22 protein-coding genes are annotated in these 25,780 nt (G+C 38.1%); 1 reads left to right on the top strand and 21 read right to left on the bottom strand.

The features are described from left to right. Positions 1 to 319 precede the first annotated feature (319 nt). The 12 genes from CBF31_RS10665 to CBF31_RS10610 all read right to left on the bottom strand — a co-directional run bounded on the left by CBF31_RS10665 (position 320) and on the right by CBF31_RS10610 (position 14,914). On the bottom strand, positions 320 to 1,693 hold the full coding sequence (locus tag CBF31_RS10665; protein ID WP_126832852.1) for a class II fumarate hydratase: 1,374 nt from the start codon (positions 1,691 to 1,693) through the stop codon (positions 320 to 322). A gap of 103 nt (positions 1,694 to 1,796) precedes the next feature. Next, positions 1,797 to 3,152: an aspartate ammonia-lyase gene (locus CBF31_RS10660; RefSeq protein WP_126832850.1), complete on the bottom strand. Its 1,356-nt coding sequence runs from the start codon at positions 3,150 to 3,152 to the stop codon at positions 1,797 to 1,799. A 223-nt stretch (positions 3,153 to 3,375) separates the two neighbouring features. Continuing rightward, positions 3,376 to 5,157, bottom strand: coding sequence for an oligopeptide ABC transporter substrate-binding protein (locus tag CBF31_RS10655; protein ID WP_126832848.1), 1,782 nt, complete (start codon positions 5,155 to 5,157; stop codon positions 3,376 to 3,378). A gap of 19 nt (positions 5,158 to 5,176) precedes the next feature. Then, positions 5,177 to 6,100 carry an ABC transporter permease gene (locus CBF31_RS10650; protein WP_126832846.1) on the bottom strand — a complete coding sequence of 308 codons (924 nt, stop codon included), beginning with the start codon at positions 6,098 to 6,100 and terminating at the stop codon, positions 5,177 to 5,179. Positions 6,101 to 6,127: 27 nt separating this feature from the next. Beyond that, complete coding sequence (opp4B, locus tag CBF31_RS10645; RefSeq protein ID WP_126832844.1) at positions 6,128 to 7,090, bottom strand: oligopeptide ABC transporter permease; 963 nt, start codon at positions 7,088 to 7,090, stop codon at positions 6,128 to 6,130. Between the two features lie 2 nt (positions 7,091 to 7,092). After that, entirely contained in the window at positions 7,093 to 8,043 is a 951-nt protein-coding gene (locus CBF31_RS10640; protein ID WP_126832842.1) for an ABC transporter ATP-binding protein, read from the bottom strand. Beyond that, the gene (locus CBF31_RS10635) at positions 8,043 to 9,050 is read right to left on the bottom strand and encodes an ABC transporter ATP-binding protein (RefSeq protein WP_126832840.1); all 1,008 of its coding nucleotides are present in this window, start codon (positions 9,048 to 9,050) and stop codon (positions 8,043 to 8,045) included. The genes CBF31_RS10640 and CBF31_RS10635 overlap by 1 nt, the downstream gene beginning before the upstream one ends. A gap of 237 nt (positions 9,051 to 9,287) precedes the next feature. Further along, complete coding sequence (acpP, locus tag CBF31_RS10630; RefSeq protein ID WP_126832838.1) at positions 9,288 to 9,527, bottom strand: acyl carrier protein; 240 nt, start codon at positions 9,525 to 9,527, stop codon at positions 9,288 to 9,290. A gap of 107 nt (positions 9,528 to 9,634) precedes the next feature. Next, the gene (gene plsX, locus CBF31_RS10625) at positions 9,635 to 10,651 is read right to left on the bottom strand and encodes a phosphate acyltransferase PlsX (protein WP_126832836.1); all 1,017 of its coding nucleotides are present in this window, start codon (positions 10,649 to 10,651) and stop codon (positions 9,635 to 9,637) included. A gap of 72 nt (positions 10,652 to 10,723) precedes the next feature. After that, positions 10,724 to 12,763, bottom strand: a complete 2,040-nt coding sequence (recG, locus tag CBF31_RS10620; RefSeq protein ID WP_126832834.1) for an ATP-dependent DNA helicase RecG — start codon at positions 12,761 to 12,763, stop codon at positions 10,724 to 10,726. Positions 12,764 to 12,835: 72 nt separating this feature from the next. Next, on the bottom strand, positions 12,836 to 14,512 hold the full coding sequence (locus CBF31_RS10615; RefSeq protein ID WP_170167949.1) for a DAK2 domain-containing protein: 1,677 nt from the start codon (positions 14,510 to 14,512) through the stop codon (positions 12,836 to 12,838). A 39-nt stretch (positions 14,513 to 14,551) separates the two neighbouring features. After that, complete coding sequence (locus CBF31_RS10610) at positions 14,552 to 14,914, bottom strand: Asp23/Gls24 family envelope stress response protein (protein WP_126832832.1); 363 nt, start codon at positions 14,912 to 14,914, stop codon at positions 14,552 to 14,554. Positions 14,915 to 15,167: 253 nt separating this feature from the next. On the opposite strand from CBF31_RS10610, the gene rpmB reads away from it, so the two are divergent. Next, positions 15,168 to 15,356, top strand: a complete 189-nt coding sequence (gene rpmB / locus CBF31_RS10605; RefSeq protein ID WP_126832830.1) for a 50S ribosomal protein L28 — start codon at positions 15,168 to 15,170, stop codon at positions 15,354 to 15,356. Between the two features lie 51 nt (positions 15,357 to 15,407). On the opposite strand, the gene CBF31_RS10600 is transcribed toward rpmB, so the two are convergent. The 9 genes from CBF31_RS10600 to priA all read right to left on the bottom strand — a co-directional run bounded on the left by CBF31_RS10600 (position 15,408) and on the right by priA (position 25,709). Further along, positions 15,408 to 16,061: a thiamine diphosphokinase gene (locus CBF31_RS10600; protein ID WP_126832828.1), complete on the bottom strand. Its 654-nt coding sequence runs from the start codon at positions 16,059 to 16,061 to the stop codon at positions 15,408 to 15,410. Further along, positions 16,058 to 16,711 carry a ribulose-phosphate 3-epimerase gene (gene rpe, locus CBF31_RS10595; protein ID WP_126832825.1) on the bottom strand — a complete coding sequence of 218 codons (654 nt, stop codon included), beginning with the start codon at positions 16,709 to 16,711 and terminating at the stop codon, positions 16,058 to 16,060. Before rpe ends, CBF31_RS10600 begins: the two co-directional genes overlap by 4 nt. An 18-nt stretch (positions 16,712 to 16,729) precedes the next feature. Then, positions 16,730 to 17,629 (bottom strand): ribosome small subunit-dependent GTPase A, encoded by a 900-nt coding sequence (rsgA, locus tag CBF31_RS10590; RefSeq protein ID WP_126832823.1) that lies wholly within the window; start codon positions 17,627 to 17,629, stop codon positions 16,730 to 16,732. Between the two features lie 109 nt (positions 17,630 to 17,738). Then, positions 17,739 to 19,679, bottom strand: coding sequence for a Stk1 family PASTA domain-containing Ser/Thr kinase (gene pknB / locus CBF31_RS10585; protein WP_126832821.1), 1,941 nt, complete (start codon positions 19,677 to 19,679; stop codon positions 17,739 to 17,741). Beyond that, positions 19,672 to 20,427 (bottom strand): Stp1/IreP family PP2C-type Ser/Thr phosphatase, encoded by a 756-nt coding sequence (locus tag CBF31_RS10580; RefSeq protein ID WP_126832819.1) that lies wholly within the window; start codon positions 20,425 to 20,427, stop codon positions 19,672 to 19,674. Before CBF31_RS10580 ends, pknB begins: the two co-directional genes overlap by 8 nt. 23 nt (positions 20,428 to 20,450) lie before the next feature. Continuing rightward, positions 20,451 to 21,815, bottom strand: a complete 1,365-nt coding sequence (gene rsmB / locus CBF31_RS10575) for a 16S rRNA (cytosine(967)-C(5))-methyltransferase RsmB (protein ID WP_126832817.1) — start codon at positions 21,813 to 21,815, stop codon at positions 20,451 to 20,453. Further along, entirely contained in the window at positions 21,816 to 22,757 is a 942-nt protein-coding gene (gene fmt, locus CBF31_RS10570) for a methionyl-tRNA formyltransferase (RefSeq protein WP_126832815.1), read from the bottom strand. Then, positions 22,750 to 23,244, bottom strand: a complete 495-nt coding sequence (def, locus tag CBF31_RS10565; RefSeq protein WP_126832813.1) for a peptide deformylase — start codon at positions 23,242 to 23,244, stop codon at positions 22,750 to 22,752. The genes fmt and def overlap by 8 nt, the downstream gene beginning before the upstream one ends. A gap of 32 nt (positions 23,245 to 23,276) precedes the next feature. Then, the gene (gene priA / locus CBF31_RS10560) at positions 23,277 to 25,709 is read right to left on the bottom strand and encodes a primosomal protein N' (protein ID WP_126832810.1); all 2,433 of its coding nucleotides are present in this window, start codon (positions 25,707 to 25,709) and stop codon (positions 23,277 to 23,279) included. Positions 25,710 to 25,780: the final 71 nt, after the last annotated feature.

Genomic DNA, 25,780 nt, shown 5'->3' with positions numbered 1-25,780 from the left:
CGAATGTTACTTCACTTAGATTTTTAATAAAAATCTTAAAATTTAGTTTGTTGTCTCAACTAATGAGAACAACATCCTACACGTTTGGTTCGTCTTACTTTGTTCAGTTTTCAAAGGTCTACGTTGTGTCGTTGTCGCCTTAGCAACTTAATAAGAATAACATATACATCATGAAATGTCAAACTTTTTTAAAGTTTTTATTCCGCATTGTTTGTGTTGCTTGTTCCCTCGACTACTTGAATAGAATACCACCTATCACTTGTCTATGTCAACAATTTTCATTAAAAAAATAAGATAGGTTTAAAACCTATCTTATTTCTTAATCTAGCATCTTGTTTGGATCTAATATTTCAATTAACTGCTCTTCTGTATACTCTGTCAACTCAACAGCAGCTTCAATTAAAGTCAAGTCATTAGCAAAAGCATATTTCGCAACTTTAGCACTATTATCATATCCGATATGAGGGTTTAATGCCGTCACTAACATCAAGGAATCATCCAGCAAGCCCGTCATTCGTTTTTCATTCACTTCTATTCCAACTAAACAACGTTCTCTAAACGATGCCATACCTTCAGCTAAAAGATTTACACTTTGAACAAAATTAAGCATAATAACTGGTTTAAATACATTTAATTCAAAATTCCCTTGGCTTGCCGCAAACTGAATAGTGGTTTGGTTCCCCATAATTTGAGCGACCACCATAGTCAAAGCCTCCACCTGCGTTGGGTTAATCTTACCTGGCATAATAGAACTTCCAGGCTCATTACTTGGTATTGTAATTTCTCCAAAACCGCAACGAGGACCGCTTGCTAACCAGCGGATATCATTTCCAACCTTCATCAAATCTCCTGCCAAGCTCGTCAAGACACCATGAACAGCTGTCATGTCACTGTGAGAAGTTAACCCATAAAATTTATTAGGATGTTCTTTAAATCCAGGGAAGAACGCTTCGTTAATCGCTTTTACTGCTCCCTCTGAAAACGTAGATGATGCGTTAAGTCCTGTCCCTACAGCTGTCCCCCCAATAGGTAAGTAAGCCAATTCCTCTACTACGTGTTGCAACATCGTATAATTTTTTTCAATCATAGCGTGCCAGCCACTAATCTCTTGTCCAAATGTTAGAGGCGTCGCATCTTGTAAATGAGTTCTTCCAATCTTAACTTGCTTAGCGTAACGTTCTTCTAAAACTTTCAACGTACTTAACCACATTTCCATCTCTGGCAGTAATTTTTCAATCACCATTCGACGTGCAGCCATGTTCATAGCCGTTGGGAAGACATCGTTTGAACTTTGCGACATGTTGATGTCATCATTCGGGTGAAGTGTCTTTTCTCCTGTTTTTTTATTACCTGTATTCGCAATCACTTCATTAACATTCATATTAGTTTGCGTTCCACTACCTGTTTGCCATACTTTCAACGGGAAGAAACTCATAATATCATCCGATGACAATAATTCATCACACACCGATGTGATAAGCGTCATTTTTTCATTTGATAATTTACCTTCAATAGCATTTTGAACTGACGCTGCACGTTTAACATGAACTAATGCTCTCATTAATTCTTCTGGCATTTTTTCTGAACCTATCGGGAAGTTTTGAAGACTTCTTTGAGTTTGCGCTCCCCAACTCGCTTCTACTGGTACTTCTATTTCACCGATGGAATCTCTCTCTGTACGATACTCTCCCACTTACAACCGCTCCTTTATTTTCAAGTTCTATACCTTTATTATGCCACAATACCCCCTAACATCAAACAGACACGTGAGATGTTTGGGGGTATTTGAGTCTGTTCTATTCCATAATAGCTGCTAATATCTCTTCTGATACACCGTGTTCACGGGCTACTTGAGGAACTGTTTTATTATCACGTAAACTTTCTTTTGTGATAGTAGAAGCCTCGTCGTAACCAATATGCGATGCTAAGGCTGTCGTTAAGTACGTACTTCTTTCTAATAACTCACGACATCTTTCTTCATTCGCTTGAATCCCTTTAACACAGTTCGTATTAAACGTTGTTAATGAATTATCTAATACACGGAATGATTCGATAATTTTATGGAAGATAACTGGTTCGAAAGCATTTAATTCTAATTGTCCGCCTTCTACTGCCATAGCAACTGTTACGCTGTTACCTGCTGTTAAGAAAGCTGCTTGGTTTACTACTTCTGGAATAACCGGGTTAATTTTCCCTGGCATAATAGATGACCCGTTTTGGCGTGCTGGAATTAAAATTTCGCCAAATCCTGTACGAGGTCCTGAAGAAAGTAAACGAATATCATTCGCAATCTTAGAACAACTTAAGCCAATTGTTTTCAGACAATCCGCTACTACACCAAAACTTTCGATATTTTGCGTACCATCTACCAAGTCTTCCGCTACTTCTAAGTTTAAGCCTGTTAGATTATTTAAATGTTTGTTAACCGTTACCGGGAAAGCCTCATGAGCTGAGATACCTGTTCCAATAGCCGTTCCTCCCATATTTAAAGAACGAACCTCATCTCTGACCGCTGCTAAACGCTTGATGTTACGTTTCGTTACCATATAGTAAGCATGGAATTCCGCTCCTAATGTAATCGGCACAGCATCACTTAATTGCGTACGACCCATTTTCTTAACATGAGCAAACTCTTGTGCTTTCTCTTCGAAGGATACTGCTAACTCTTCTAATGTTTTAAGGAACATGTCTGCTAATTTCAAAATAGTCAATTTACCACTAGATGGGTAAACATCATTTGTTGATTGTCCTTTATTAACATGGTCATTTGGGCTAACTAAATCATAATCCCCTTTTTTCCCACCTAATAATTCAATCGCACGATTGGCAATGACCTCATTGATATTCATATTCGTACTTGTACCCGCCCCACCTTGAATTGGGTCAACGATCATTTCTCCAATCAAGTTTCCTGCTAGCATTTCGTCAGCTGCTGCTAAAATAGCCTCACCAACTTTAGTATCTAACTCACCTAACTCCATATTTGTAAGGGCACAGGCTTTTTTAATCTCAATTAAACTTTCAACTAAAACGGGATCTAATTTCATTTGCGTAATTTGGAAATTATCCATCGCACGTTGGGCGTTAACACCATAATACGCCTCTCCTGGAATATTCAACTTGCCTACACTGTCATGTTCTTCACGGTACATAGAAGTTCCCCCTAATATATATTTAGCACCCTATCTGCCTTAAGATAGGAAACGTTTTCATAATTAAAGTATATACCGTTTTTTGTATAATGGAAGACTTCTCCTTAAACATGAAAGTTTTATTACCTAATTCCACATTAACTCTAATATTCTTCACTCCTCTATCTTTTAATTCTCACATAATAAAAAAACTCCTTCTATAAATAGAAGGAGTTTCGAGTCATTAGCGTTCTTCTGAAGATACGCCTACTTTTTCCCAAACATTGTAAACATCTGTGTTCCAGTCAAATCCTGTCACACGTTTACTTACTGGTTGCAACTCGTGACGGTAAAGTGTTGGAATAACAAACGCTTCTTCAAACGCATACTCTTGCCACTCGTCAAAAGCTTTCTTACGGAAGTCTGGGTCGAATGATTTTTCTGAATCAATCGCGCCTAACAACTCATCATTTTTCTCATCTGCAAAACGTGTGTAGTTGAATTGTGCTGTACGACCATATAATCCTGATGGTGATGGGTCAGAACCTACACCCCAAGCACCTTGATACACATCAACTTCTGGATCATCTTGTTTCAATTTATCATAGAATGACTGCATGTCAATCAAGCGACCACTTGTCAGTTGCACGTCTAAGCCAATTTCTTTCCATGCATCCATGTAATATTCAGCTAACGGTTGAGCTGTTTCGCCACCAGACATTGACGCGAACTTGATAACTAGTTTTTCACCTTTTTTATCTTCTACTAAGCCATCGCCATCCACATCTTTATAGCCTGCATCTGCTAGTAATTTTTTCGCTTTTTCAACATCTTGCGTATACCCCTTCATTTCGCTGTTATGGAATGTTTTAAAGATTGGTGGAATTAGCGCTGTCGCATTTTGACGAAGTCCATTGTAGAACTCGTTTCCAACTGAATCATTATCTAAAGCATAACCCATCGCTTGACGAAGGTTCTTATCTGCCATTTTCGCATTCGGGTCTGTTACAACTTCATTCTTCTCTTTATCCCATTTCCCTTGTTTAAAGCCAATGTATGTATACGATTGTTCTTCACGACCTAATATTTCATAACCTTCCACATCTTTGTAGTTAGGATACATATCTGTCGGTACTTTTAGGGCAATATCAAATTTCTTAGATTTCATCGCTTCTACTACTGACGCTGAAGGTGTAGTTGTGAATACAATCTTATCTAGTTTTGGTTTTTCGCCGTGATAATGTTTATTAGGAACATACACGACTGATTCACCCGGTGTGATTTTATCCATAACGTATGGCCCTGTTGTAATTGGATGTTTTCTAACAACATCCGCTGAATCTAAATCTTTAACTGCGATATCTTTAAGAGCATGTTTAGGTGCTGCATAACTCCAAACACCACCACCTGATTGCATCATACTCGGGTTCATCTCTTTAAAATCAATTGTCATAGTTTTATCATCAACTTTTTTAATACCTGAAATCGTATCTGCTTTACCTGAATGATACTCATCCATCCCTACAACATTCGTGAAAGTTGTATCGTAACGAACACCAGTGTAATCTTTATGTCCAATAATTTCATACGGATACATTACATCTTCAATCGTTAATTTTTCACCATCAGACCATTTCACATCTTTTTGAAGCGTAACCGTCACTTGTTTTTTATCTTTATCGATATCTAACTTCGCAATCCCATCATCTGTGATTTGGAAATCTTTATCTGCACTAAACAATGACTCATGAGACGGTGCCATAAATTGCACATCTGTATTATCTGAATACAACTCCCATAAGAATAAACCTTGGAACTGAGAATCTGTTACCATCGCAACATCTAACGTGCCGCCCTTAATCGGCTTTTCTTTATTAGATACAGTAATCGGGAATGTCGTCGCGTCAACCTTTTCAGTTTCTTTATTCGCTTTTCCACCTTTTTCTCCACCGCCGCTACATGCCGCTAGTGATAAAACTGCCATACCTGTTAGTGCCAACATACCAAATTGTTTACTCTTTTTCATGTGTATTCCCCCCTATTTTTTATCCTAATCGTTGTCTTGCATCAGCCGAACGTTTTAGCGCTTGACCCACATAATTTATACTTAACATCATCACTAAAATCAGTACTGACGCTGGTAACCAAATCCATAATTTATTTGAAAGCACATCACCATTCGCAGCGTAAGCAATCAATGTTCCTAAACTTGGGACATCATTCGGTAAACCGAAGCCCAAGAAGGTTAAGGTTGTTTCAATCCCAATATTTGACGCAAAGTTCATTGTTAAGTTGGTAATGATTAGCGAGCTCAAGTTAGGCATGATTTCTCTAAACATAATTTTAAAATCACTTGTTCCTAACGTTTTAGAAGCATTCACATAATCTCGTCTACTTTCTGATAACGTCTTACTTCTAAATAACCTGGCTTTACCTACCCAATAAAAGGCACTCATAATGAAGATAAATGACCATACATTGTACTTAGGAATAATCGTTACGAAAACGATAATAATCATTTGAATCGGTAAAATCATAATAAAGTCGACAATCCTCATTAAGAAGTTATCTACTTTCCCACCATAATAACCAGCGGCAATCCCAATACCAACCCCAATGACTGAGGTAATAATTGTAATAGCAAACCCGATTAAAATTGAGTTTCTAGCTCCGATAATCAGTTGACCTAAAACATCTCGCCCTCCTTCATCCGCCCCTAGTAAATAAGTCATGTCTTTTGCCTTACTGTACATACCCGGTTCAGCATACTTATCGAAAATACTAACTTTCATCACCGCATCTTGGTTCACGACTAACGCTCCTATAAACACGGTTAGTAAAATCAAAACTAATAATCCTAATGAAAATATCGCTAATTTATCTTTTTTAAATTCACGAGCAATCATCTTGAACCCCATAGGTGGGATACTTTCAACTGTCGCAACTGCTTCATTCTTTTCTTTAGCCATCCTCTTCTCCACCTTTCCTCAATTTTCTTATTGAATACGAATTCTAGGGTCTACTAAACTCATAATGATATCTGACAATAATGTCCCTACCAATGTGGCAATCCCTAAAATCAAAATCAAGGCAGTGATAACTGTATAATCACGTTGAAGAATAGAATCAATAAATAATTTACCAATACCCGGATAACCGAATATCTTCTCAATAACGATTGACCCACTAATTAAACCAGTAATCTCATAACCTAATTGCGAGGCAATCGGCAATGACGCATTACGGAAAATATGTCTTGTATACACACGGTTAGTTGGTACACCTTTCGAACGAGCCGTTCTCACGTAATCCAAACCTTGCGAATCAATAACCTCACTACGTAGGTACTGAATCGTTACCGCCGTCGCAAGTAACGCTTGAGAAATCGCTGGTAATATCAAATGATAAAATTTATCCCAGTAATAAGCTCCCGTTCCTGGAATAACCGAACTTGAAACAGACCCTGTCGTAGGGAACCAGTCTAAGCGGTAACCAAAAACAAATAGCATAATTAAAGCAAAAATGAAAACCGGTACCGCAAAACTGAAAAAGTTATAAATGACAACCAGTTTGTCGAACCATGAGTTTTTATAACGACCAGCAAGTAATCCTAACGGTAACGCAATCAGATAAGTAATAATAACTGTCACAATTGATAATAAAATTGTATTAATCGCACGTTCACCAATTAAGGTTGAAACTGGCATCTTATACAAGAAACTCTTACCGAAATCACCATGGAAAGCATTGGTAATCCAACGTACATATTGCGTCGTCCACGGGTCATTCAACCCAGCTGCTTCTCGCATTTTATCAATTGTCGCCCCGTCCATATTCGGATTTATTAGTCCCGAGAACGGGTCACCCGGCATGAGCTGAGCTAAGATGAAGATAAAGACACTCAAAATAAAAATTTGAGGGATCATTAAAATCACACGTCGTACTATTGTTTTCCACATAATTAAACTCCCTCACTTTCTAACTGTCTTAAAGCCGCTTGATGCGTTGGCGTTAAATTCTTCAAATCATACACACGACCATTCTCATCGTAATACTCTTGCTGTAACGTTTGATACTCTTGTTCCACCAAGATACGTTTCGCTTTATGTTCCTCACGATTTGCTACGTCAATCTTTGGAATAGCTGATAATAATCGCTTCGTGTAAATATGTTGCGGATTAGTATAGATGTCTTCTCTCGTTCCAATTTCAACGAAACGACCTTTATGCATAATCGCTAAATTATCACACATGTGTTTCACCACTCCCAAATCATGAGAAATGAACAAGTAACTCAAACCGTATTCCTCTTGGATACGTTTCATAAAGTTAAGGACCTGCGCTTGTACTGATAAATCAAGAGCTGATACAGGCTCATCCGCTACAATCAACTTTGGACTTGTCGCAACCGCACGGGCTACACCCAAACGTTGACGCTGTCCACCCGAAAATTCATGTGGGTATTTATACAGAGCATCCGTTGGCATCCCTACAATATCTAACATCGCTTGAATTTTCTTCTTTTCTTCTTGGTCTGATAGACGCTCAAAGTTACGAATGGGTTCACCTATAATATCGATAACCCTTTTTTTAGGATTTAAACTCGACATCGAATCTTGGAAAATCATCTGCACATCTTTGTTATAATCCATTTGCTTACGAACCGATTTTTTTGTTATATCTTGACCCTTATAAATAATTTCTCCAGATGTTACTTTTTCAAGACCAACAATTGCTTTTCCTGTCGTTGATTTACCTGAACCCGATTCACCAACGAGCCCATACGTCTTCCCTTCTTCAATCACGAAATCGACACCATCAACAGCTAGGACATGGTCCGTCACACGATTTAAAAAGCCACTGCGGATAGGATAATGTATTTTTAAATCACTAATTCTCATTAATTCTCCCATTACACGTCAGCTCCTTCATCTTTAAAATGGAAATGTTTATAACACGTACAACGAACCAAATGCCCTGGTGCTACTTCGTGCAACTCCGGGTCTTCTTCGTGTTCTGACTCTTCAATCCACGGAATACGCGGAGCGAATCGACACCCTACTCTTGGTAAATTCTTAAGCGAAGGAACAATTCCTTCTATTACATGCAGTTCTTTATCAATCGAATCTTCCTGAGGGATTGAATTCAATAACGAGCGAGTATAGGGATGTTTCGGATTAGCGAATAATTCTGCTACGGGTGCTTCTTCTACAATCTGTCCCGCATACATCACTGCTACTCTATCTGCCACCTCTGCTACAACCGCTAAATCATGAGTAATTAAAATAATGCCAGATTCTGTTTCTTTCTGTAACTCAGACAATAAATCTAATATTTGCGCTTGAATGGTTACATCCAGTGCCGTTGTCGGCTCATCTGCAATAATTACTGGTGGCTTACACGAAATCGCAATAGCGATAATCACACGTTGCCTCATTCCACCTGACAATTCATGCGGATACTGCTCAGCTACACGTTCTCCATTCTTAATCCCTACTTGTTCTAATAATTCTAAAACACGCGCTTTTTTCTTCTCGGTATTAAAATCAGTATGATAAGATAACGCCTCTGCAATCTGATCACCGATTCTCATTAAAGGATTAAGAGCTGATAATGGGTCTTGGAAGATCATTCCGATATCATTTCCGCGAATTTGGTTATACAACATCTCATTAAACTCTAATATATTCATATCTTTATAGATAACGTTTCCAGTAATTCTAGTATTGCCTGCATTTTGAAGTCCCATAATTGTTGTTGCTAAGGTACTTTTACCACACCCAGACTCACCAACAATCGCCAAAACCTCATTCTTATCTAGCGTTAGCGACACACCGTCCACCGCGTCATAAAAATCATCTTTGATACGAAACCCTGTATGCAATTCACGAATATCTAATAATTGATTAGTATCTTCCATCTAAATAACCTCCTTATCGCTCTTAAGAAATGAAAATAAATCTAAAACGCGTTCGTTTTTCTCATGTTATTTTAATTTTCTTATCGTTATTTAATGATTATACACAACACTCTCATTAAATTCAAATATTTTTAACATAATTTTAACATCTTTTTATTAAACCGTTTTAATAAAACCTAAAAAGAGCCAAAAAAATAAGCAACCATCAGCTATGCTTCTGCTAATGATTACTTATTTTTATAGGTTAGTTGAAATATACTCAACTGCGGCACCTACTGTTTCTATTTTCTCTGCGTCTTCGTCAGAAATTTCCGTACCAAACTCATCTTCAAGTTCTAGAACAAATTCCATGATACTAATTGAATCTGCACCAAGATCATCCTTAATGCTCAATGATTCGACTACTTTTTCTTCTTCAATATCAAAATGTTTCGTGATAATCAAGCGTACTTTTTGTAATACTTCTTCTTTAGTCATGTTTGTCCACCTCCAGACTATTACAAACAATTTACATATAATACAATATTATTTTACTTATTAATCCGAGCTTTGTCTAGTTTTTTTGCAAATTACTTAAAAAACTCTTAATTTTCAGTAACTTCTTCCATTTTTTCATCAAAGTACGTCACTAATTCACCAATCACATTACTTTCCAACATCGTATGAATTTGACGAATAGTATGCGAAACAGCTTCTGGACCTGTTGAACCATGCGTTTTAACCACTGGTGCTTTCAAACCAAATAAAACTGCGCCCCCATGGGAAGAATAATCTAATTCTTTTTTCATACCACGTAGGGCATCTTTTAATAGCAAGGCCCCAATTTTACCTTTTAACCCTGCGCCTAAAATAGATTTCTTAAGAACTGACATCAATGACATCGCGGTTCCTTCAGTCGCTTTAAGGACCGCATTGCCTGTAAAGCCATCCGTTACCACAACATCTGCGGCTCCTGTCAGTAAGTCGCGCGCTTCAATATTTCCTGTAAAATTAATAGAACCTTCGGCAGCTAATAACTCATAAGCTTTTTTAGTCAGCTCACTGCCTTTTGTCGCTTCAGCTCCATTATTTAATAACGCAACACGTGGATTAGCTATTCCTCTTACATTTTTTGCGTAATAAGAGGCTAAAATAGCATACTGTAAGATATGTTCTGGCTTATTATCAGCATTAGCTCCCATATCAATAAAATCAAACCCGCCATCCGGTTGGCCCATAACTGGCATTGTCGTCATTAAACCTGGACGTTCCACATTCTTGATACGACCAATTATGAATAAACCAGCCGCAAGTAAAGCACCTGTATTCCCTGCTGAAAAGATAGCATCAGCTTGCCCCTCTTTAACAGCTTTAGCCGCTAAGACCATTGACGCTTCTTTTTTACGACGAATGGCACGTACAGGCTCGTCATCACTTTCAATTTTATCATCCGTATGGATAATTACTATATTTTTTTCATTCGTTAAATGCTCTCTTATTGCTGACTCTTTTCCATACAGTTGAAATTCTGTATCTGGAAATTCTTTTTGAGCAAGCATGACACCTTCTACAATCGCTTTAGGTGCGAAATCGCCGCCCATTGCATCTACTGCTATTTTCATATAAAGACTCTCCTCTCTTACACTTACTGACTTATTATATCATAGACAGACCTTTGTTTACGCTCTCTTAGTTTAATCGAACCACGGATTTGCAGCCTCACCAGTTAAAATCTTTTCTTTCATCCCGCGATAAGACTCATTCCTCCACCAGTCCTCTTCCGACCATATCAACGCAGCATCTTGTCTCGCTGCCTCCATCACTACAAAATCAGCTACCAAATCGCCTACCATAAACTGCGGTAAACCAGATTGTCTAGCTCCAAACACTTCACCTGGGCCACGCATTTCTAAGTCTTTTTGACTTAAAACAAACCCATCATTAGTCTCCGTCATGATTTTCATTCGTTGGCTACCCATTTCACTCTTAGGATTAGCTACTAAAATACAATGAGACGCTTGACTACCACGCCCAACACGACCTCTTAACTGGTGCAACTGCGCCAAACCAAAACGGTCTGCATCCATAATAATCATTGCCGTTGCGTTAGGAACATTAACCCCAACTTCAATAACAGTTGTCGAAACCAGTACCTGACACTTATTTTCTTTAAACTCTGTCATAATCTGATCTTTTTCTGCGGGTTTCATTTTACCGTGAAGCAAGCCGACTTCATAAGTTGGCCCATAGTAGTGACGAAGCTTCTCATAAATATCCATCGCATTTTTCACATCTAAAGTCTCAGACTCATCAATAAGCGGACAAATCACATAAGCTTGGTGCCCCATTTCTAGTTCTGTACGCATCCACGCTAAAACTGTTTCTAATTGAGGCGGCTTAATCCATCTTGTCTCAATCGGGATACGCCCCGCTGGTAACTCATCAATAATCGAAACGTCCATTTCACCATAAGCTGTTATGGCGAGCGTTCTTGGAATTGGCGTAGCCGTCATAAAGAGCACATCTGGGTCCATCCCTTTTTCACGTAATACCTTACGCTGATTGACACCAAAACGGTGCTGTTCATCTGTTATCACTAAGCCTAACTGACTAAATTCAACATCTTTTTGAATAAGCGCGTGCGTCCCAACTACAATATCAATCGTTCCATCAGCAAGCCCTGCTAAAATATGACGACGTTCCTTCGCTTTTGTCGACCCTGTCAAGAGCGCTACATTTACTTCCAAAGGATCAAACAAGCCATTTAAACTCGCTAAATGCTGTTCGGCTAGTATTTCAGTAGGAACCATCAATGCACCTTGAACTCCGGCTGTCACCGCTGCGTAAAGAACCAAAGCCGCTACAACTGTTTTACCACTCCCTACGTCACCTTGAAGCAGACGCAACATATGCTTATGACTTCTCATATCTCGACACATTTCATTAGTGACACGTTTTTGAGCTTCGGTTAACTCAAACGGGAGCGTTGTAATAAACCCTTTTAATCGTTCCACATCATATAAAAGCTGTCTGCCTTGTCCCATTTCACGCTCTTGATGACGCAGCTGTTGCATTCGCATCTGGAATTCAAAGAACTCTTCATAAATCAAACGGCGGCGAGCTAAATGACTTTCTTCTTGATTTTTAGGAAAGTGCATCGCTTTTACCGCTTCAGGACGCGGCATTAATTGATAACGTTCTACCAGCTCATCTGGCAGCCATTCCATTACCAATTCACCATACTCTGCGAAAGCTACTTTAATCAAATCGACTAATGCTTGCTGTCTGACTTCCTTCGAAACATGATAGATGGGTGAAAAATCAATATCTTGATCTTTCGTTCCCAATACTTTCATCCCGGTTAAAGACTTGCGCTTCGCATCCCACTTACCGTAGATAGCTACTTCTTCATTAACATTAATTTTAGACTTTAAAAAGGGTTGATTGAAGAAAGTGACACTCACAACCGCATGCTCTTCCATCATTCGGAAACTTAACCTACTCTTACGATGACCATAATATGATACAACAGGTTCTGCGATAACAATCCCTTTTAACACCACTTTTTCTTGGTCACCAATTTCTTCAATTCGTTTCGCTTGAATATCATCATACCTAAAAGGGAAATAAGTTAACAAATCCTCAATGGTTTCAATCCCTAACTTCTGAAGATTCTCTTGCCTCTTTGGCCCTACACCTGCTAAACAACTCACTGAATCCGATAAACTTTTCATCACTTTCCCTCCTTTCCTACTATAAAAAAGAAAAAGCCAAACAGTTATGTCTGGCTTTTCCGTATAATCATTTTATTCTACTGAGAATAAGTAAGGGTAAACCGGTTGGCCACCTTCGTGAATTTCAACTTCTAAATCACTATCGATATTTAAGATCGCTGCTTCTAATGCTTCTGCATCTTCCGCATTACCATCTTCACCAATAATAATTGTAACGATTTCGCTATCTTCATCAATCATTTTTTCTAATGTTGAAATAGATGTCGCCACTAATTCAGACTGACAGACAACAATTTTGCCTTCAAGCATTCCGATATAATGTCCTTCTTTGATTTCGATACCGTCAATAGTTGTATCGCGAACTGCAGTCGTAACTTGACCACTCTTCACTTCATCTAACATCGCAATCATTGCTTCTTTGTTATCTTCTAAAGATAATTGGTCGTTATAACCTAACATCGCTGTCATACCTTGAGAAATAGTTTTAGAAGGAATAACTGCAACTGGAATATCACTTACTTCAGCTGCTTGATCTGCTGCCATAAAGATATTTTTGTTATTCGGTAAAATAACAACATTTTCAGCATTAACTTCGTCAATTGCTTTTAAGATATCTTCAGTACTTGGGTTCATTGTTTGACCACCACTAATAATGTAGCTAGCGCCTAAACTACGGAATAACTCCTGAACACCTTCACCTGCTGCAATCGCAATAACACCAAATGGTTTAGCTGGTTGTTTTTCAGAAACAGGAGCAGCTTTTTCATTTTCTAAAATAGTGTCATGTTGTAAACGCATGTTATCTACTTTAATTTTAACTAATGAACCAAATTTTTGACCATAGTTCATAACTTCGCCTGGGCGTTCTGTATGAACATGAACTTTGATAATTTCATCATCAGCTACTACTAATAATGAATCACCTAACTCATTTAAATAGTTACGGAATGTATCATAATCAAATTCGCTATCAACTGTTTCGCCTTCACCAATTTTAACCATGATTTCAGTACAGTAACCAAATGTAATGTCTTCTGTTGCAACATGTCCTGCTACACTACGGTGGTGCTCAGCGTTAACCATTTCAGTCATTTGAGCCGCATTTGGTTGGTAGACTGGATTTTCAACAACTTTACCTGATAAGACTTCTAAGAAACCTTCATAGATGAATAATAGACCTTGTCCACCACTATCAACCACACCAACTTCTTTTAAGACAGGTAATAAATCTGGTGTGCGGTCTAATGATTTTTTAGCGCCTTTAACAACTGCTTCCATTACTTCAACACAGTCATCTGTTTCTTTCGCTTTTTTCTCACCAGCTTTAGCCGCTTCACGAGATACTGTTAAGATAGTTCCCTCAACAGGCTTCATTACTGCTTTGTAGGCTGTTTCCACACCGTGAGTAAATGCTGCTGCTAAATCTTGCGCATTTAATTCCACTACGTCTGGAATTTGTTTTGAAAATCCACGGAATAACTGAGACAAAATAACGCCTGAGTTTCCACGAGCTCCCATTAATAACCCTTTAGATAAAACTTGAGCTAATTCGCCCACGCTTTCAGAAAGACTTGATGAGACTGCTTCAGCCCCACTTGTCATTGATAAATTCATATTTGTTCCTGTATCGCCATCTGGCACTGGGAATACATTTAACGAGTTAACGTATTCTGCATTCTTATCTAAACGTTCCGCCCCAGCTTGAACCATTGCTTGGAACTGACCGCTCTTTATAGTTGCTACCTTCACTTAATTATCCTCCTTAAGATTAAACTACCTACTGACACTCTAGTCTGGTAGTACGCGTACGCCTTGTACAAAAATATTTACTGAGTTAGCTGTAACGCCTAACATTGTTTCAAGATTATATTTAACACTCTCTTGCACGTTACGACTCACTTCTGAGATTTTTGTGCCGTAGCTAACAATCGTATAGACATCAATTGCTACCCCGTTATCTTCTTGACGAACGACAACTCCACGAGAATAATTTTCTTTACGTAATATTTCATTTAAATTATCTTTGATTTGATTTTTACTAGCCATTCCAACGATGCCGTAAATATCTGTTGCAGCTCCGCCTACGACGGTCGCAATCACATCGTTACTAATTTCAATAGTTCCTGCTTGTGTTTTAATTTTTACAGCCATAAGATTAAGCCTCCTTTGAGCTATAATTGCCCATTTTCTTCCCTTATTTTATCATAGGCGCTGTTTATTTAAAAGGTTTATAACCTTATTAATGTTTTTTTAAGAGTCTTTTGTCAATAAATCTAATTTCCTTCACCTATTTTTAATAAAAAATAACAAAATTAGCTTGCAATAAATAGCTATCCATGATAAATTAGTCTAGTATGAGCAGAACAAATATCCGCTCCAATATCAAAGCAAAGGAGGAAGAAACATGGCAAAAGAATGTTATATTACTGGACGTAAATCTAGAAGTGGTAATACACGCTCTCACGCGATGAATGCATCAAAACGTACTTGGAAACCGAATTTACAAAAAGTCCGTATTTTAGTAGACGGTAAACCAAAAAAAGTTTGGGTTTCAACTCGTGCTTTGAAATCAGGTAAAGTAGAACGCGTTTAATCTAATTTCAAAAAAATAAAAACCATTCAAACAATCGTTTGAATGGTTTTTTTATTTGTCTTTACTTTGGATAACAGCAACTAGGCCTGAAGTAAACGAAAAGTGACTCTTCTCTCCTACAAACTCATTACTCGCCAAACTTACAGGATAAGGAATCTCCTGCTTCGTTAAGGTGTATTTTGCATCTACTAACGTCAGTTCACTCACAGGCGTTAGACAAACATAAGCTAAATAAAATTTATCAGCTTCTTTACTGATGCAATGGTCTCCCGGCAAATAATACGTAATTGTATTTTGCGCATCCATCAACGTAAGTCTACTAGCAATTTGTTGATATCTCGGTTCAAGTACTAGCCATAAGTTAGAAAGAAAATGATCTAACCTGCCACCTGTTGCTCCTATTAAATAAATTGGAAGTTCGGGATAATCTCGCATTGCAATTGAAAGTGCCAGTTGCGTATCAGTTTCATCTTTTTCAGGCTTGGCATAATTAATATTACTTACTTTTTCTTCGACTCGTTTTAATTCCGATTCTGCAAGAGAATCAAAATCACCGATAGCCCACTCCGGAACTATTTCTTCGTCTAATAAAAAATGAGCACCTCTATCTACACCAAACCATATCGTGTCAGTTGATAAAAAATTAGAAATATCAGGCCAAAGGTCTCTAGGACCTCCAGCCACTATCACTATTTTTTTGCTCATGATTCAATCGCAGCTTTCAACAGTTCAATTTGTTTAGCTGGATTTTCTGCATTGTAAACATATGAACCTGCAACAAAAACATCCGCTCCTGCTTGCGCACATAAAGCAGCTGTTTCTGGAACTACCCCACCGTCTACTTCAATCTCATACTCATAGCCACACTCTTTACGGATAGCCGCTAACTCTTCAATCTTAGTTAAGCATGATGGAATGAAAGCTTGACCACCAAAACCTGGATTAACTGTCATAACTAACACTAAATCAACCATGTTTAACACTTCTTTAATCGCCGATACTGGAGTTGCTGGGTTAATAACCACACCCGCTTTTACACCTGCATTTTTAATCATTTGTAACACACGGTGCAAATGAAGCGTACTTTCTTGATGAACAACGATGAAATCTGCTCCCGCTTTAGCGAAATCTTCTACATAACGCTCTGGTTCCGTAATCATCAAATGAACATCCAACGGCAATTTCGTAGTAGGTCTAATAGCCGATACTACATTAGCGCCAATCGTAATATTCGGTACAAATTGCCCATCCATAACATCAACGTGGATATAGTCTGCTCCACCCGCTTCTACTACTTTAATATCTCTTTCTAAATTCGCAAAATCTGCACTTAAAATCGATGGTGCTATTTTCATAACTATTCCTCCATTACATTATTTTTTATTTTTACCATACATCGGCTTACGATTTTCTATCTCACCTAAAAACTGACAATAATTTTTATAACGACTTTCGATAATATCACCTGATTCAACCAATGCTTTCACTTCACACTTTGGTTCATGAATATGTAGACATTCTCTAAATTTACAAGAAGCAGAGGCTTCTGCTATCTCTGGGAATTGAGCTGTTAGTTCTTCCGCTTCAATCTCTAAGAAGTCAATCGCACTAAACCCTGGCGTATCTCCTACTAATCCTTCTGCTAATGGTATTAATTCGACATGGCGTGTCGTGTGACGTCCACGACCAAGGTAATCTGATATTTCTCCAGTTTTAAGCGCTAACTCAGGGGAAATCTTATTTAGAAGCGTTGATTTACCTGCCCCTGTTTGCCCCATAAAGGCCGTCAATTTCCCTTTGAACGTCGCAGTTAAAGCGGCGATAGCCTCCACGTCTCCCTCTTTATTCGGAAGGAATACCTCATAGCCAATTTCTTCATAATCTTTTTTGATAACTTGCATCTCTTCATACTGCTCTTCTGTTAATAAATCAACTTTTGTAAAATAAATAACTGGCAATATTTTTTCATACTCCAAAGTAACTAAGAATCTGTCTAATAAATTACTAGAAAAATTAGGCTCTACACAACTCATCACAACCACGCCTTGGTCAATGTTAGCCACAGCAGGTCTTACCAATTGATTATGACGGGGTAATAACTCTAAAATATAGCCATCTCTTGTATTATCACTTTCAAATTGAACATAGTCGCCAACAAGCGGTGTTAACTTTCTATTTCTAAAATTCCCACGTGCTCTTGTCTGATAGGTTTCACCTTCAGAATACACATAATAAAAACCACTTAAGGCCTTTCTAATTTGCCCTTCTTTCAACAAAGCACCTCCATTTTTTCTCACTCTTTACTCTACTTAAAAAAAGCCGATAATTCAAGAACTTTTAGCTAAATAAAAAGGCGAAGGAAAAATCCCTCACCTTTTCATTCTAATCTTTCGTTTTTTCATCCAACTGTTCAGCAGGTTCCACTTCACTGGATTGATCATCTGAACTCTCACTTTCAGATGATGATGTTTCACTAGATTCATCTGTTTCTGACGAGCTATCGTCCTCTGAAGACTCCTCTGTTTCACTGCTCATTTCTTCTTTAGGCTCAGTAGAACTACTTGTCTGTCTTGCCTCAGTCATCGATGTTTCAGTTGGTTCTATCTTTTCCTTACCTAATGAAATAGTTATGGTAACCGTATCACCCTTACTCACAGATGTTCCCATAGGTGGATCTTGATTCACAACACGCCCTTCAGACATCGCATTAGAATAAGCTACTTTTTCTTCATATAAAAGACCTTTTGATTCTAAATACTCTTGAACCTCCATTTTCGTGTAACCATCTAACCCACGCAGTACAAAAGTTTCAGCGCCTTTACTAACCGTTAATTCTATCTCATCTTTTTTAGGATCAAGTTCAGCTCCCGCTTCAGGCGTTTGAGAAATAACCGTTCCTTTCGGCACATCATCATCTTCTTGCTCAACCTTAGTTATCTGCTCTTTACTGAATCCCATATCAGTCAACTCACGAAACACATCTTGATACATTTTATCTTTAAATTCCGGGATTTCAATTTTCTTAGAACCGGTGCTGATATACAAACTCACACGCGCTCCAGGCTTAACACGAGTATAAGCAGGTGGACTTGTTTTTACAATCTTACCTTCTTCAACCGATCCGCTCGCAATTTCTTTTAAATCAGAATCAATTAATAAATCTAAATCTGATAGAATCGATGTCGCTTCTAATGACGTTTTACCTTTCAAATCAGGAACTTCAATCGTAGGTTTAGGACTAAAAGCTAAGAAACTAGCAAATCCTATCCCTCCGGCTATCAATAATAATAGAAATAACCACCATTTCCCTCTTTTTTTCTTAGGTTCTGCGTAAGCGATAGGTTCCTCACTATCCTCTTCTCCTTCTTTAGAAGACGGAATATATGGACCATCCATTTGTCTAAAAGAATCCGGCATAGGAGTATCATCTGTAATAGGTTCTAATACACGAGTCTGATCTTCCTCAGCCATCGGTACAAAAATTGCCTCATCTGCACGTTCTGGGTTAAGCGATGTTACCAGATCATTAAACATATCATCCGCCGTTTCATACCGATCCGAAGCTTCTTTAGTCGTAGCGTGAAGAACTACATTCTCTAAAGCTTGCGGAATCTCTGGATTCACTTGTTTAACCGAAGGAACTTCCGATTGAAAATGCTTAAGCGCAATAGATACTGCAGACTCCCCTTCGAATGGGACATTTCCGACTAAAAGTTCGTACAAAATGATACCTAAGGCATAAATATCGGATTGTCTTGTCGCCATGCCTCCACGAGCTTGCTCTGGAGAAAGATAATGAACTGACCCTAACAACGTATTAGTTTGAGTTAACGATGTTTCTGATAATGCAATCGCAATTCCAAAATCAGCTATCTTAACATTACCTTCTAAATCTAATAAAATATTTTGAGGTTTTAAATCTCGATGAATAATCCGTTGACGATGAGCAAGTGAAATTCCTGATAAAATTTGGCTCATAATAGAAACCACTTCATCTAATGAAATAGGATGATTATCTTTAATATAACGCTTCAAGTCGGTTCCTTTGACATACTCCATTACCAAATACTGCATGCCATTTTCTTCGCCTACATCATAAACACCTACAACATTTGGATGCACTAGTTCCGATGCAGCCAGAGCCTCACGTTGAAATCTTCTAATCGCAACTTGATCATTTTGAAAATCAAAACGTAAAACCTTAACCGCTACATCGCGATCTAAAATCAAATCTCTTGCCAGAAAAACATTAGACATACCACCACTGCCAATATTCCCTAATACCTTATAGCGTCCATTTATTTTATGACCTATCTCAATCATGAGTTACCTCCTCAACACCATCGGTTACCTTAGCCAGTAGTACCGTTATATTATCAACACCACCAGCTTCATTCGCTTCATTAACAAGCGAACTTAACGCCTCTTCTAATGTCGGAGCATCTAGTGTCAATTTCAAAATAGTATCATCAGACACCATATTGGTTAAACCATCTGAACACACCAAAAGAATATCTCCTGGTAATGTTTTCATATCGGTTACATCAATTTCAACTAAACCAGGCATTCCAATTGATCTGACTAATACATTTTTTCTTGGATGAGTCTGAGCCATCTCTAATGTAATTTCCCCACTTTTAACCAATTCATTCACTAAAGAATGATCATCTGTCAATTGTTTAATCTTACCTTCTCTAATCAAATAAAAACGACTGTCCCCTACGTGAGCAAAAATTAGCGAATCCTCTAAAAGAACCAAGGCAACTAGCGTCGTCCCCATTCCTGTTTGTTCAGGATTAGTTTGGCCTTTTTCATAAATAAGCTCATTTTCTGCTTGAATATTTTTTAGCAACCACTGAATAATTTCTTCTTGTTCAGATAAACTCGACGTTTCCCAAGCTTTTCCTAAATCAGAAATCGTTAACTGACTCGCTATATCGCCAGCTTGGTGGCCTCCCATACCATCGGCAACCATCGCTAACTTTATGTTAGTTTGGTTTACATATACTCCGACAGCATCTTGGTTGCTACGTCTCTTACAACCGATATCTGTTAAAAAACCAATTTCCATGATTACACCTCTTTACTTTTCTCTTAAGACTGACGTTGTAAACAACAAATAAAGAATCCATCTGTTTGGTATTGATGTGGATAAATCGTTACTGAAGGAAATTCTTCATCAGACTGAATATCTTCACATCCCTTAACATCAATTACTTTATATTCAGGATGTTTTTCTAAAAACGTACGAATCACACCTTGATTCTCTTCTTGAGTAATCGTACACGTACTATACGTCATTATACCCGATTTTTTCAATTTTGGCGCTAAGCTTTCTAAAATACCTAGTTGAATACTTGGCAGCCCTTCAAAATCTGATTCTTTTTTACTGTACTTAATATCTGGCTTACGTCTTAATAATCCCAAACCAGAACACGGTGCATCCGTTAAAATACGATCAAACGTTTCATCCTCATACTCTTCTGATATTTTTCTAGCATCTAGTACTTTCGCTTCAACACGGTCTGATACATGCAAGCGCTCAGCATTCGACTCAATCAACTTAACCTTATGCTTATGGATATCTAAGGCTACAATTTTACCACCTTTTGTTTCGTCAATATACGTTGCCATATGTGTTGTTTTACCACCTGGCGCGGCACACGCATCAAGTACCAAATGATTCGGTTCGATTTGCAAACTTGGCGCTACTAACATAGATGATTCATCTTGAACTGTTAGTTTTCCTTCTTTAAATAACCAGCTTCCTGCGATAAAGCCTTTTTTACCTGTTAGACCAACTGGTGATAACTCACTGGCTACAACTTCTAAGTCATTATCAATTAAATATTGAACCGCTTCATCACGGCTAATCAACGCTGTGTTAACACGCGCACTTACACGACTTGGTTCAAATAAAGATAAACCTAAAGCTTTTGCTTCTTCTTCACCAAGTGTTGCTACTAATTTCTGAACCAACCAAACTGGCATACTCAATTCTACTGATAAACGCTCTAACGGGTCTTTGATAGAAGATACTTCTGGAAGACCTTTACGTTGAATCGTTCTTAACACACCATTAACAAATTTACTTGCACCGACATTTCCTTTAGCTTTTGCTATCTCAACAGCCTCATCAACAACGGCATGAGCAGGCACTCTATCTAAATGTTCTAATTGATAAAGTGATAATAATAATAATTGTTTAACCCATGGGTCAATCTTTTTAGCGTTAACCACAAAGGGTGCTAAATAAAACTCTAATGTTAATTTACGACTTATTGTACCATAAACAATCTCTGTCATTAATCTGCCATCTTTTTCACTCAATTGAGCATCGTTCATCGCTTGATTAATTAATAGATTTGAGTAAGCTTGTTGTGTTTCCACTTTATTTAATACATTCATCGCCACAAAACGTGCACTACTTTTTATTTTTACCGGGATTTTCTTCGCCATCTAATTCACCTTTTGGTCAACGGTTAAACCTTGACCAGCTCCATTCAAGAATTCAGCAGCACTAAGTTTACCTTTGCCTGCTGGTTGTATTGTTTTAATTACTAACACTGTCCCATTGCCACATGCAATTGAGAAATCTTTTTTATTAATTTCAATAATTGTACCAGGTTCTGCACTTGTTGTCGTATCACTAACACTCGCTTGATACAACTTCCAACGACTTTCTTCAAACATTGTATAAGCCACTGGCCAAGGATGCATCCCTCTGATTTGATTATTGACTTCTGTTGCTGTTTTATTCCAGTCAATTCGTTCTTCTTCACGACTAATGTTAGGAGAATACGTTACTTTCTCTTCATCCTGTACATGTGTTTTAATGTCACCGGCTAAATAACCTGGTAATGTTTCTAATAACAAGTCTCGGCCTAGAATACTCAGTTTATCAAACATTGTCCCCACATCATCTGCCGATTCAATGGCTAGAGAACCTTGGGAAATAATATCTCCTGCATCCATTTTCTTAACCATTTCCATAATCGTAACACCCGCTTCTTCGTCACCGTTAATCAACGCATAATGAACAGGTGCTCCACCACGATATTTAGGTAATAATGACGCATGAACATTTACCGCACCATGTTTAGGAGCTTGTAAAAGTTTCTCTGGTAAAAATTGGCCGAATGCCGCCGTTACAATAATATCTGGTTGTAGTTCAATAACACGTGCCATCTCTTCTGAACCTGAAATTTTTTCTGGCTGTAATACTTCTAAGCCATGTTTTACTGCTGCTGCTTTTACAGGTGGTGGTGTCATTACTTTTTTACGTCCAACAGGTCTGTCTGGTTGTGTCACAACCGCTAACACCTCATAACCTGCTTCTAATAAACCTTCTAGTACGGGCACTGAAAAACTTGGTGTCCCCATAAATACTAATTTAGTCATTTTCTCTTCCCTCCATATACGCATCCAAATCTTCTGGTGCAATACGTTCTATAATTTTATCTGTAAATAATTTACCATCTAAATGTTCAATTTCATGTTGCATAGCTCTTGCAAAATACTCTGTCGCTGTCACCTCATACTCATCACCATCACGGTCAAAGTATCTTACGGTTACTTCATCGTACCGTTCAACTGTCCCATACACGTTAGGAAAACTTAAACACCCTTCAACATCTATGTTAGAACCTGAGCCGCTAACAATAACAGGATTAATCATTTCAAATAAACCTGTTTCATCATCTATTTCTACAATTGCCACACGTAGACTCTTTCCTACTTGCGGTGCTGCTAATCCTATACCATCATGGGCAATCATCGTTTCACGCATATCATCTAATAACTGAACTAATTCATCCGTTACCATCTCTACTTCTTGTGTAGGTCTTTCTAATATCTTATTCGGGTGTATCACTACTGGTAAACGCATGGGTTTCCTCTTTTCTTTTCATTACAAACTTATTATATAAATTGTTGAGGCTCAACATCTATCGAAATTTTCAGTCCTTTACGCATCGCAACTTGACTGTCTTCTAATATTTTTTTCAATGCCTTATTTAAGGCTGGTTCGTTTTTATATTTGATAACCATTTGATAAAAATAACGATTATTTACTCTTAAAATAGCTTTTGGAGTAGGGCCTAATAAAATACTAGTCGGTGAAAGAACATCCTTTAACTCCATTACTATTTCATACATTTTTTTAGCTGCCTTATTTTCTTCCTCATCACTTGCTGTTATTTTTACCGTATAGAAGAACGGTGGATAATTCCCTTGATGCCTCATATACATCTCTCTTTGGTAAAACCCTTCGAAATCTTGTTCTTTAGCAAATTCAATCGCATAATGAGTTGGATTAAACGTCTGAATAATAACCTCTCCAGGCTTTTCAGCACGCCCTGCTCGACCACTCACTTGGGTAAGCAATTGGAACGTACGCTCTGCGGACCTAAAATCCGGTAAATTAAGGGCAGTGTCGGCATTAAGCACACCTACAAGCGTTACATTAGGAAAATCTAGCCCTTTGGCTATCATTTGTGTCCCTAATAAAATATCTGCTTGATGATTGCCAAATTTTTCTAAAAGAGCTTCATGCGCCCCTTTTCTTCTCGTCGTATCGACATCCATTCTTAATATACGCGCTTCCGGGAAGATTTCCTGTAACTCTTCTTCAACTTTTTGGGTCCCTGTTCCATAATAACGCATTTTTGAACTTGCACAAACCGGACATTTTGACGGGATTTCTTCTTCATGTCCACAATAATGACATTTCATTTTCCGATTATCCATATGAAGTGTTAGTGAAATATCACAGTTTGGACACGGCAAGACAAATCCACAATCTCGGCACATAATAAACGATGAATAGCCGCGACGATTTAACATCAAGACACTTTGTTCACCTTTTGCCAACCGGTCTGTTAATTTGTCTAAAAGAGTCTTAGAGAAAGTCTGCATTTTACCTAATGTCATTTCATCACGTAAATCTACAATATCAATCGTTGGTAATTGCGCAGCTTGATTCGCTCTTTTTGTTAGAGTCAAGAATTTATAAACTCCTTTTTGAGCCCTTGCTCTTGTCTCAAGACTTGGTGTTGCACTCCCAAGTATGACCGGACAATTATGGTAATGACTTCTCCATATCGCCACATCTCTAGCATGATACCGAGGGGAATCATCTTGCTTATAGCTCGCTTCATGCTCCTCATCTACTACAATAACACCAAGATTCTCCAATGGCGCAAATACAGCCGAACGTGCCCCCACAACAACACGAGCTTCTCCGCGTTCAACCTTACGCCACTCATCATATTTTTCACCTACTGATAAACCACTATGTAAAACTGCCACATCATCACCAAAACGACTTTTAAATCGGTTCGCAGTTTGAGGAGTCAGAGAAATTTCAGGCACCAGCATAATCGCCGTTTGATTTTTTTCTAGCGCACTTGCAATAACTTGCAAATAAACTTCGGTCTTACCACTTCCTGTTATCCCTTCTAATAAAAAGGTATCTGGACGACCGTCATCTACTGCGTTCTTCACAGCTTCATAAGCTATCTTTTGCTCTGGATTTAGAATTTGTGGTTGATCTTTTTCAATTATTTTCCCTGCAAATGGGTCGCGTTGAATTTCACGATCAATCAGCTCTAACCAGCCCTGTTTCTCAGCCGCATTAATAGTAGCACGACTAATCTCATGTTGTTTGATAGCTTCCGTCACCAACATAGACGACTCACCAGACATCTGTTGCAGTAAGTTTAAGAGTTTCACTTTTTGATGCGCTCTCGTTGATAAAGACTCCCGTATTTCTTCAGCCGCTTCAAAACTTAAGTGATTCTGAATCGCTTTAGCTGTTTTACTCTTATTCCTAGTTTTAACTTCATACCTAATTTCTAGCTTCTCTTCCTGCTTTAATGCCATCAACTCAGGCAAGCGATTAGATAGAACAGCCTCATCCCACGGTATCTCAACTCGTCCTTTAAAGACTTCAAAAGAAATAGCCTCAGGAACTTCATCTATTAATCTCAAATACTTCTCATAGGATGCCTTCATCACACTTGGCAACATCGTTTGAAGACAGGTAATCTTAAACGAAAAAGTTTTCTCTTTGATTTCATCAGCAAGCGCCAATAACTCATCATTTAGGACAGGTGCCAAATCTAAAATAGCTACAATTTCTTTCATATCATAACCAGAAAAATCCGACATCGACTCATAATATACTGTATTAAGGACAAAGCCTTGCACATGACGATTACCATTACCAAAAGGCACTTCTACTCGCATACCTTTTTTTATATAGCTACCTAAGGTAGGAGGGATCAAATAAGTATAGGGCGTATCCGTCTGCATTGTCGGGACATCTACAATTACTTCCGCTACATAAATCATTTCTAATCCAACCTTTCCTTACTACTTATACGTATCTCTTTTATTTTACTAAAGAATTGCCATTTTGTCTG

The organism is Vagococcus fessus, assembly GCF_003987565.1.
GTDB classification, from domain to species: domain Bacteria; phylum Bacillota; class Bacilli; order Lactobacillales; family Vagococcaceae; genus Vagococcus_D; species Vagococcus_D fessus.
This window is presented reverse-complemented; position numbering and strand designations above follow the sequence as displayed.

Bases quoted from the DNA above. Each gene is read 5' to 3' on its own strand.
- CBF31_RS10660 (WP_126832850.1), bottom strand. From the start codon at position 3,152: ATGTACCGTGAAGAACATGACAGTGTAGGCAAGTTGAATATTCCAGGA.
- rsmB (WP_126832817.1), bottom strand. From the start codon at position 21,815: ATGGCGAAGAAAATCCCGGTAAAAATAAAAAGTAGTGCACGTTTTGTG.
- CBF31_RS10580 (WP_126832819.1), bottom strand. From the start codon at position 20,427: ATGGAAATTGGTTTTTTAACAGATATCGGTTGTAAGAGACGTAGCAAC.
- recG (WP_126832834.1), bottom strand. From the start codon at position 12,763: ATGAAAAGTTTATCGGATTCAGTGAGTTGTTTAGCAGGTGTAGGGCCA.
- rpmB (WP_126832830.1), top strand. From the start codon at position 15,168: ATGGCAAAAGAATGTTATATTACTGGACGTAAATCTAGAAGTGGTAAT.
- CBF31_RS10655 (WP_126832848.1), bottom strand. From the start codon at position 5,157: ATGAAAAAGAGTAAACAATTTGGTATGTTGGCACTAACAGGTATGGCA.
- pknB (WP_126832821.1), bottom strand. From the start codon at position 19,679: ATGATTGAGATAGGTCATAAAATAAATGGACGCTATAAGGTATTAGGG.
- rpe (WP_126832825.1), bottom strand. From the start codon at position 16,711: ATGAAAATAGCACCATCGATTTTAAGTGCAGATTTTGCGAATTTAGAA.
- opp4B (WP_126832844.1), bottom strand. From the start codon at position 7,090: ATGTGGAAAACAATAGTACGACGTGTGATTTTAATGATCCCTCAAATT.
- plsX (WP_126832836.1), bottom strand. From the start codon at position 10,651: ATGAAAATAGCAGTAGATGCAATGGGCGGCGATTTCGCACCTAAAGCG.
- CBF31_RS10635 (WP_126832840.1), bottom strand. From the start codon at position 9,050: ATGGAAGATACTAATCAATTATTAGATATTCGTGAATTGCATACAGGG.
- fmt (WP_126832815.1), bottom strand. From the start codon at position 22,757: ATGACTAAATTAGTATTTATGGGGACACCAAGTTTTTCAGTGCCCGTA.
- priA (WP_126832810.1), bottom strand. From the start codon at position 25,709: ATGATTTATGTAGCGGAAGTAATTGTAGATGTCCCGACAATGCAGACG.
- CBF31_RS10600 (WP_126832828.1), bottom strand. From the start codon at position 16,061: ATGAGCAAAAAAATAGTGATAGTGGCTGGAGGTCCTAGAGACCTTTGG.
- def (WP_126832813.1), bottom strand. From the start codon at position 23,244: ATGCGTTTACCAGTAGTGATACACCCGAATAAGATATTAGAAAGACCT.
- acpP (WP_126832838.1), bottom strand. From the start codon at position 9,527: ATGACTAAAGAAGAAGTATTACAAAAAGTACGCTTGATTATCACGAAA.
- CBF31_RS10610 (WP_126832832.1), bottom strand. From the start codon at position 14,914: ATGGCTGTAAAAATTAAAACACAAGCAGGAACTATTGAAATTAGTAAC.
- CBF31_RS10640 (WP_126832842.1), bottom strand. From the start codon at position 8,043: ATGGGAGAATTAATGAGAATTAGTGATTTAAAAATACATTATCCTATC.
- CBF31_RS10650 (WP_126832846.1), bottom strand. From the start codon at position 6,100: ATGGCTAAAGAAAAGAATGAAGCAGTTGCGACAGTTGAAAGTATCCCA.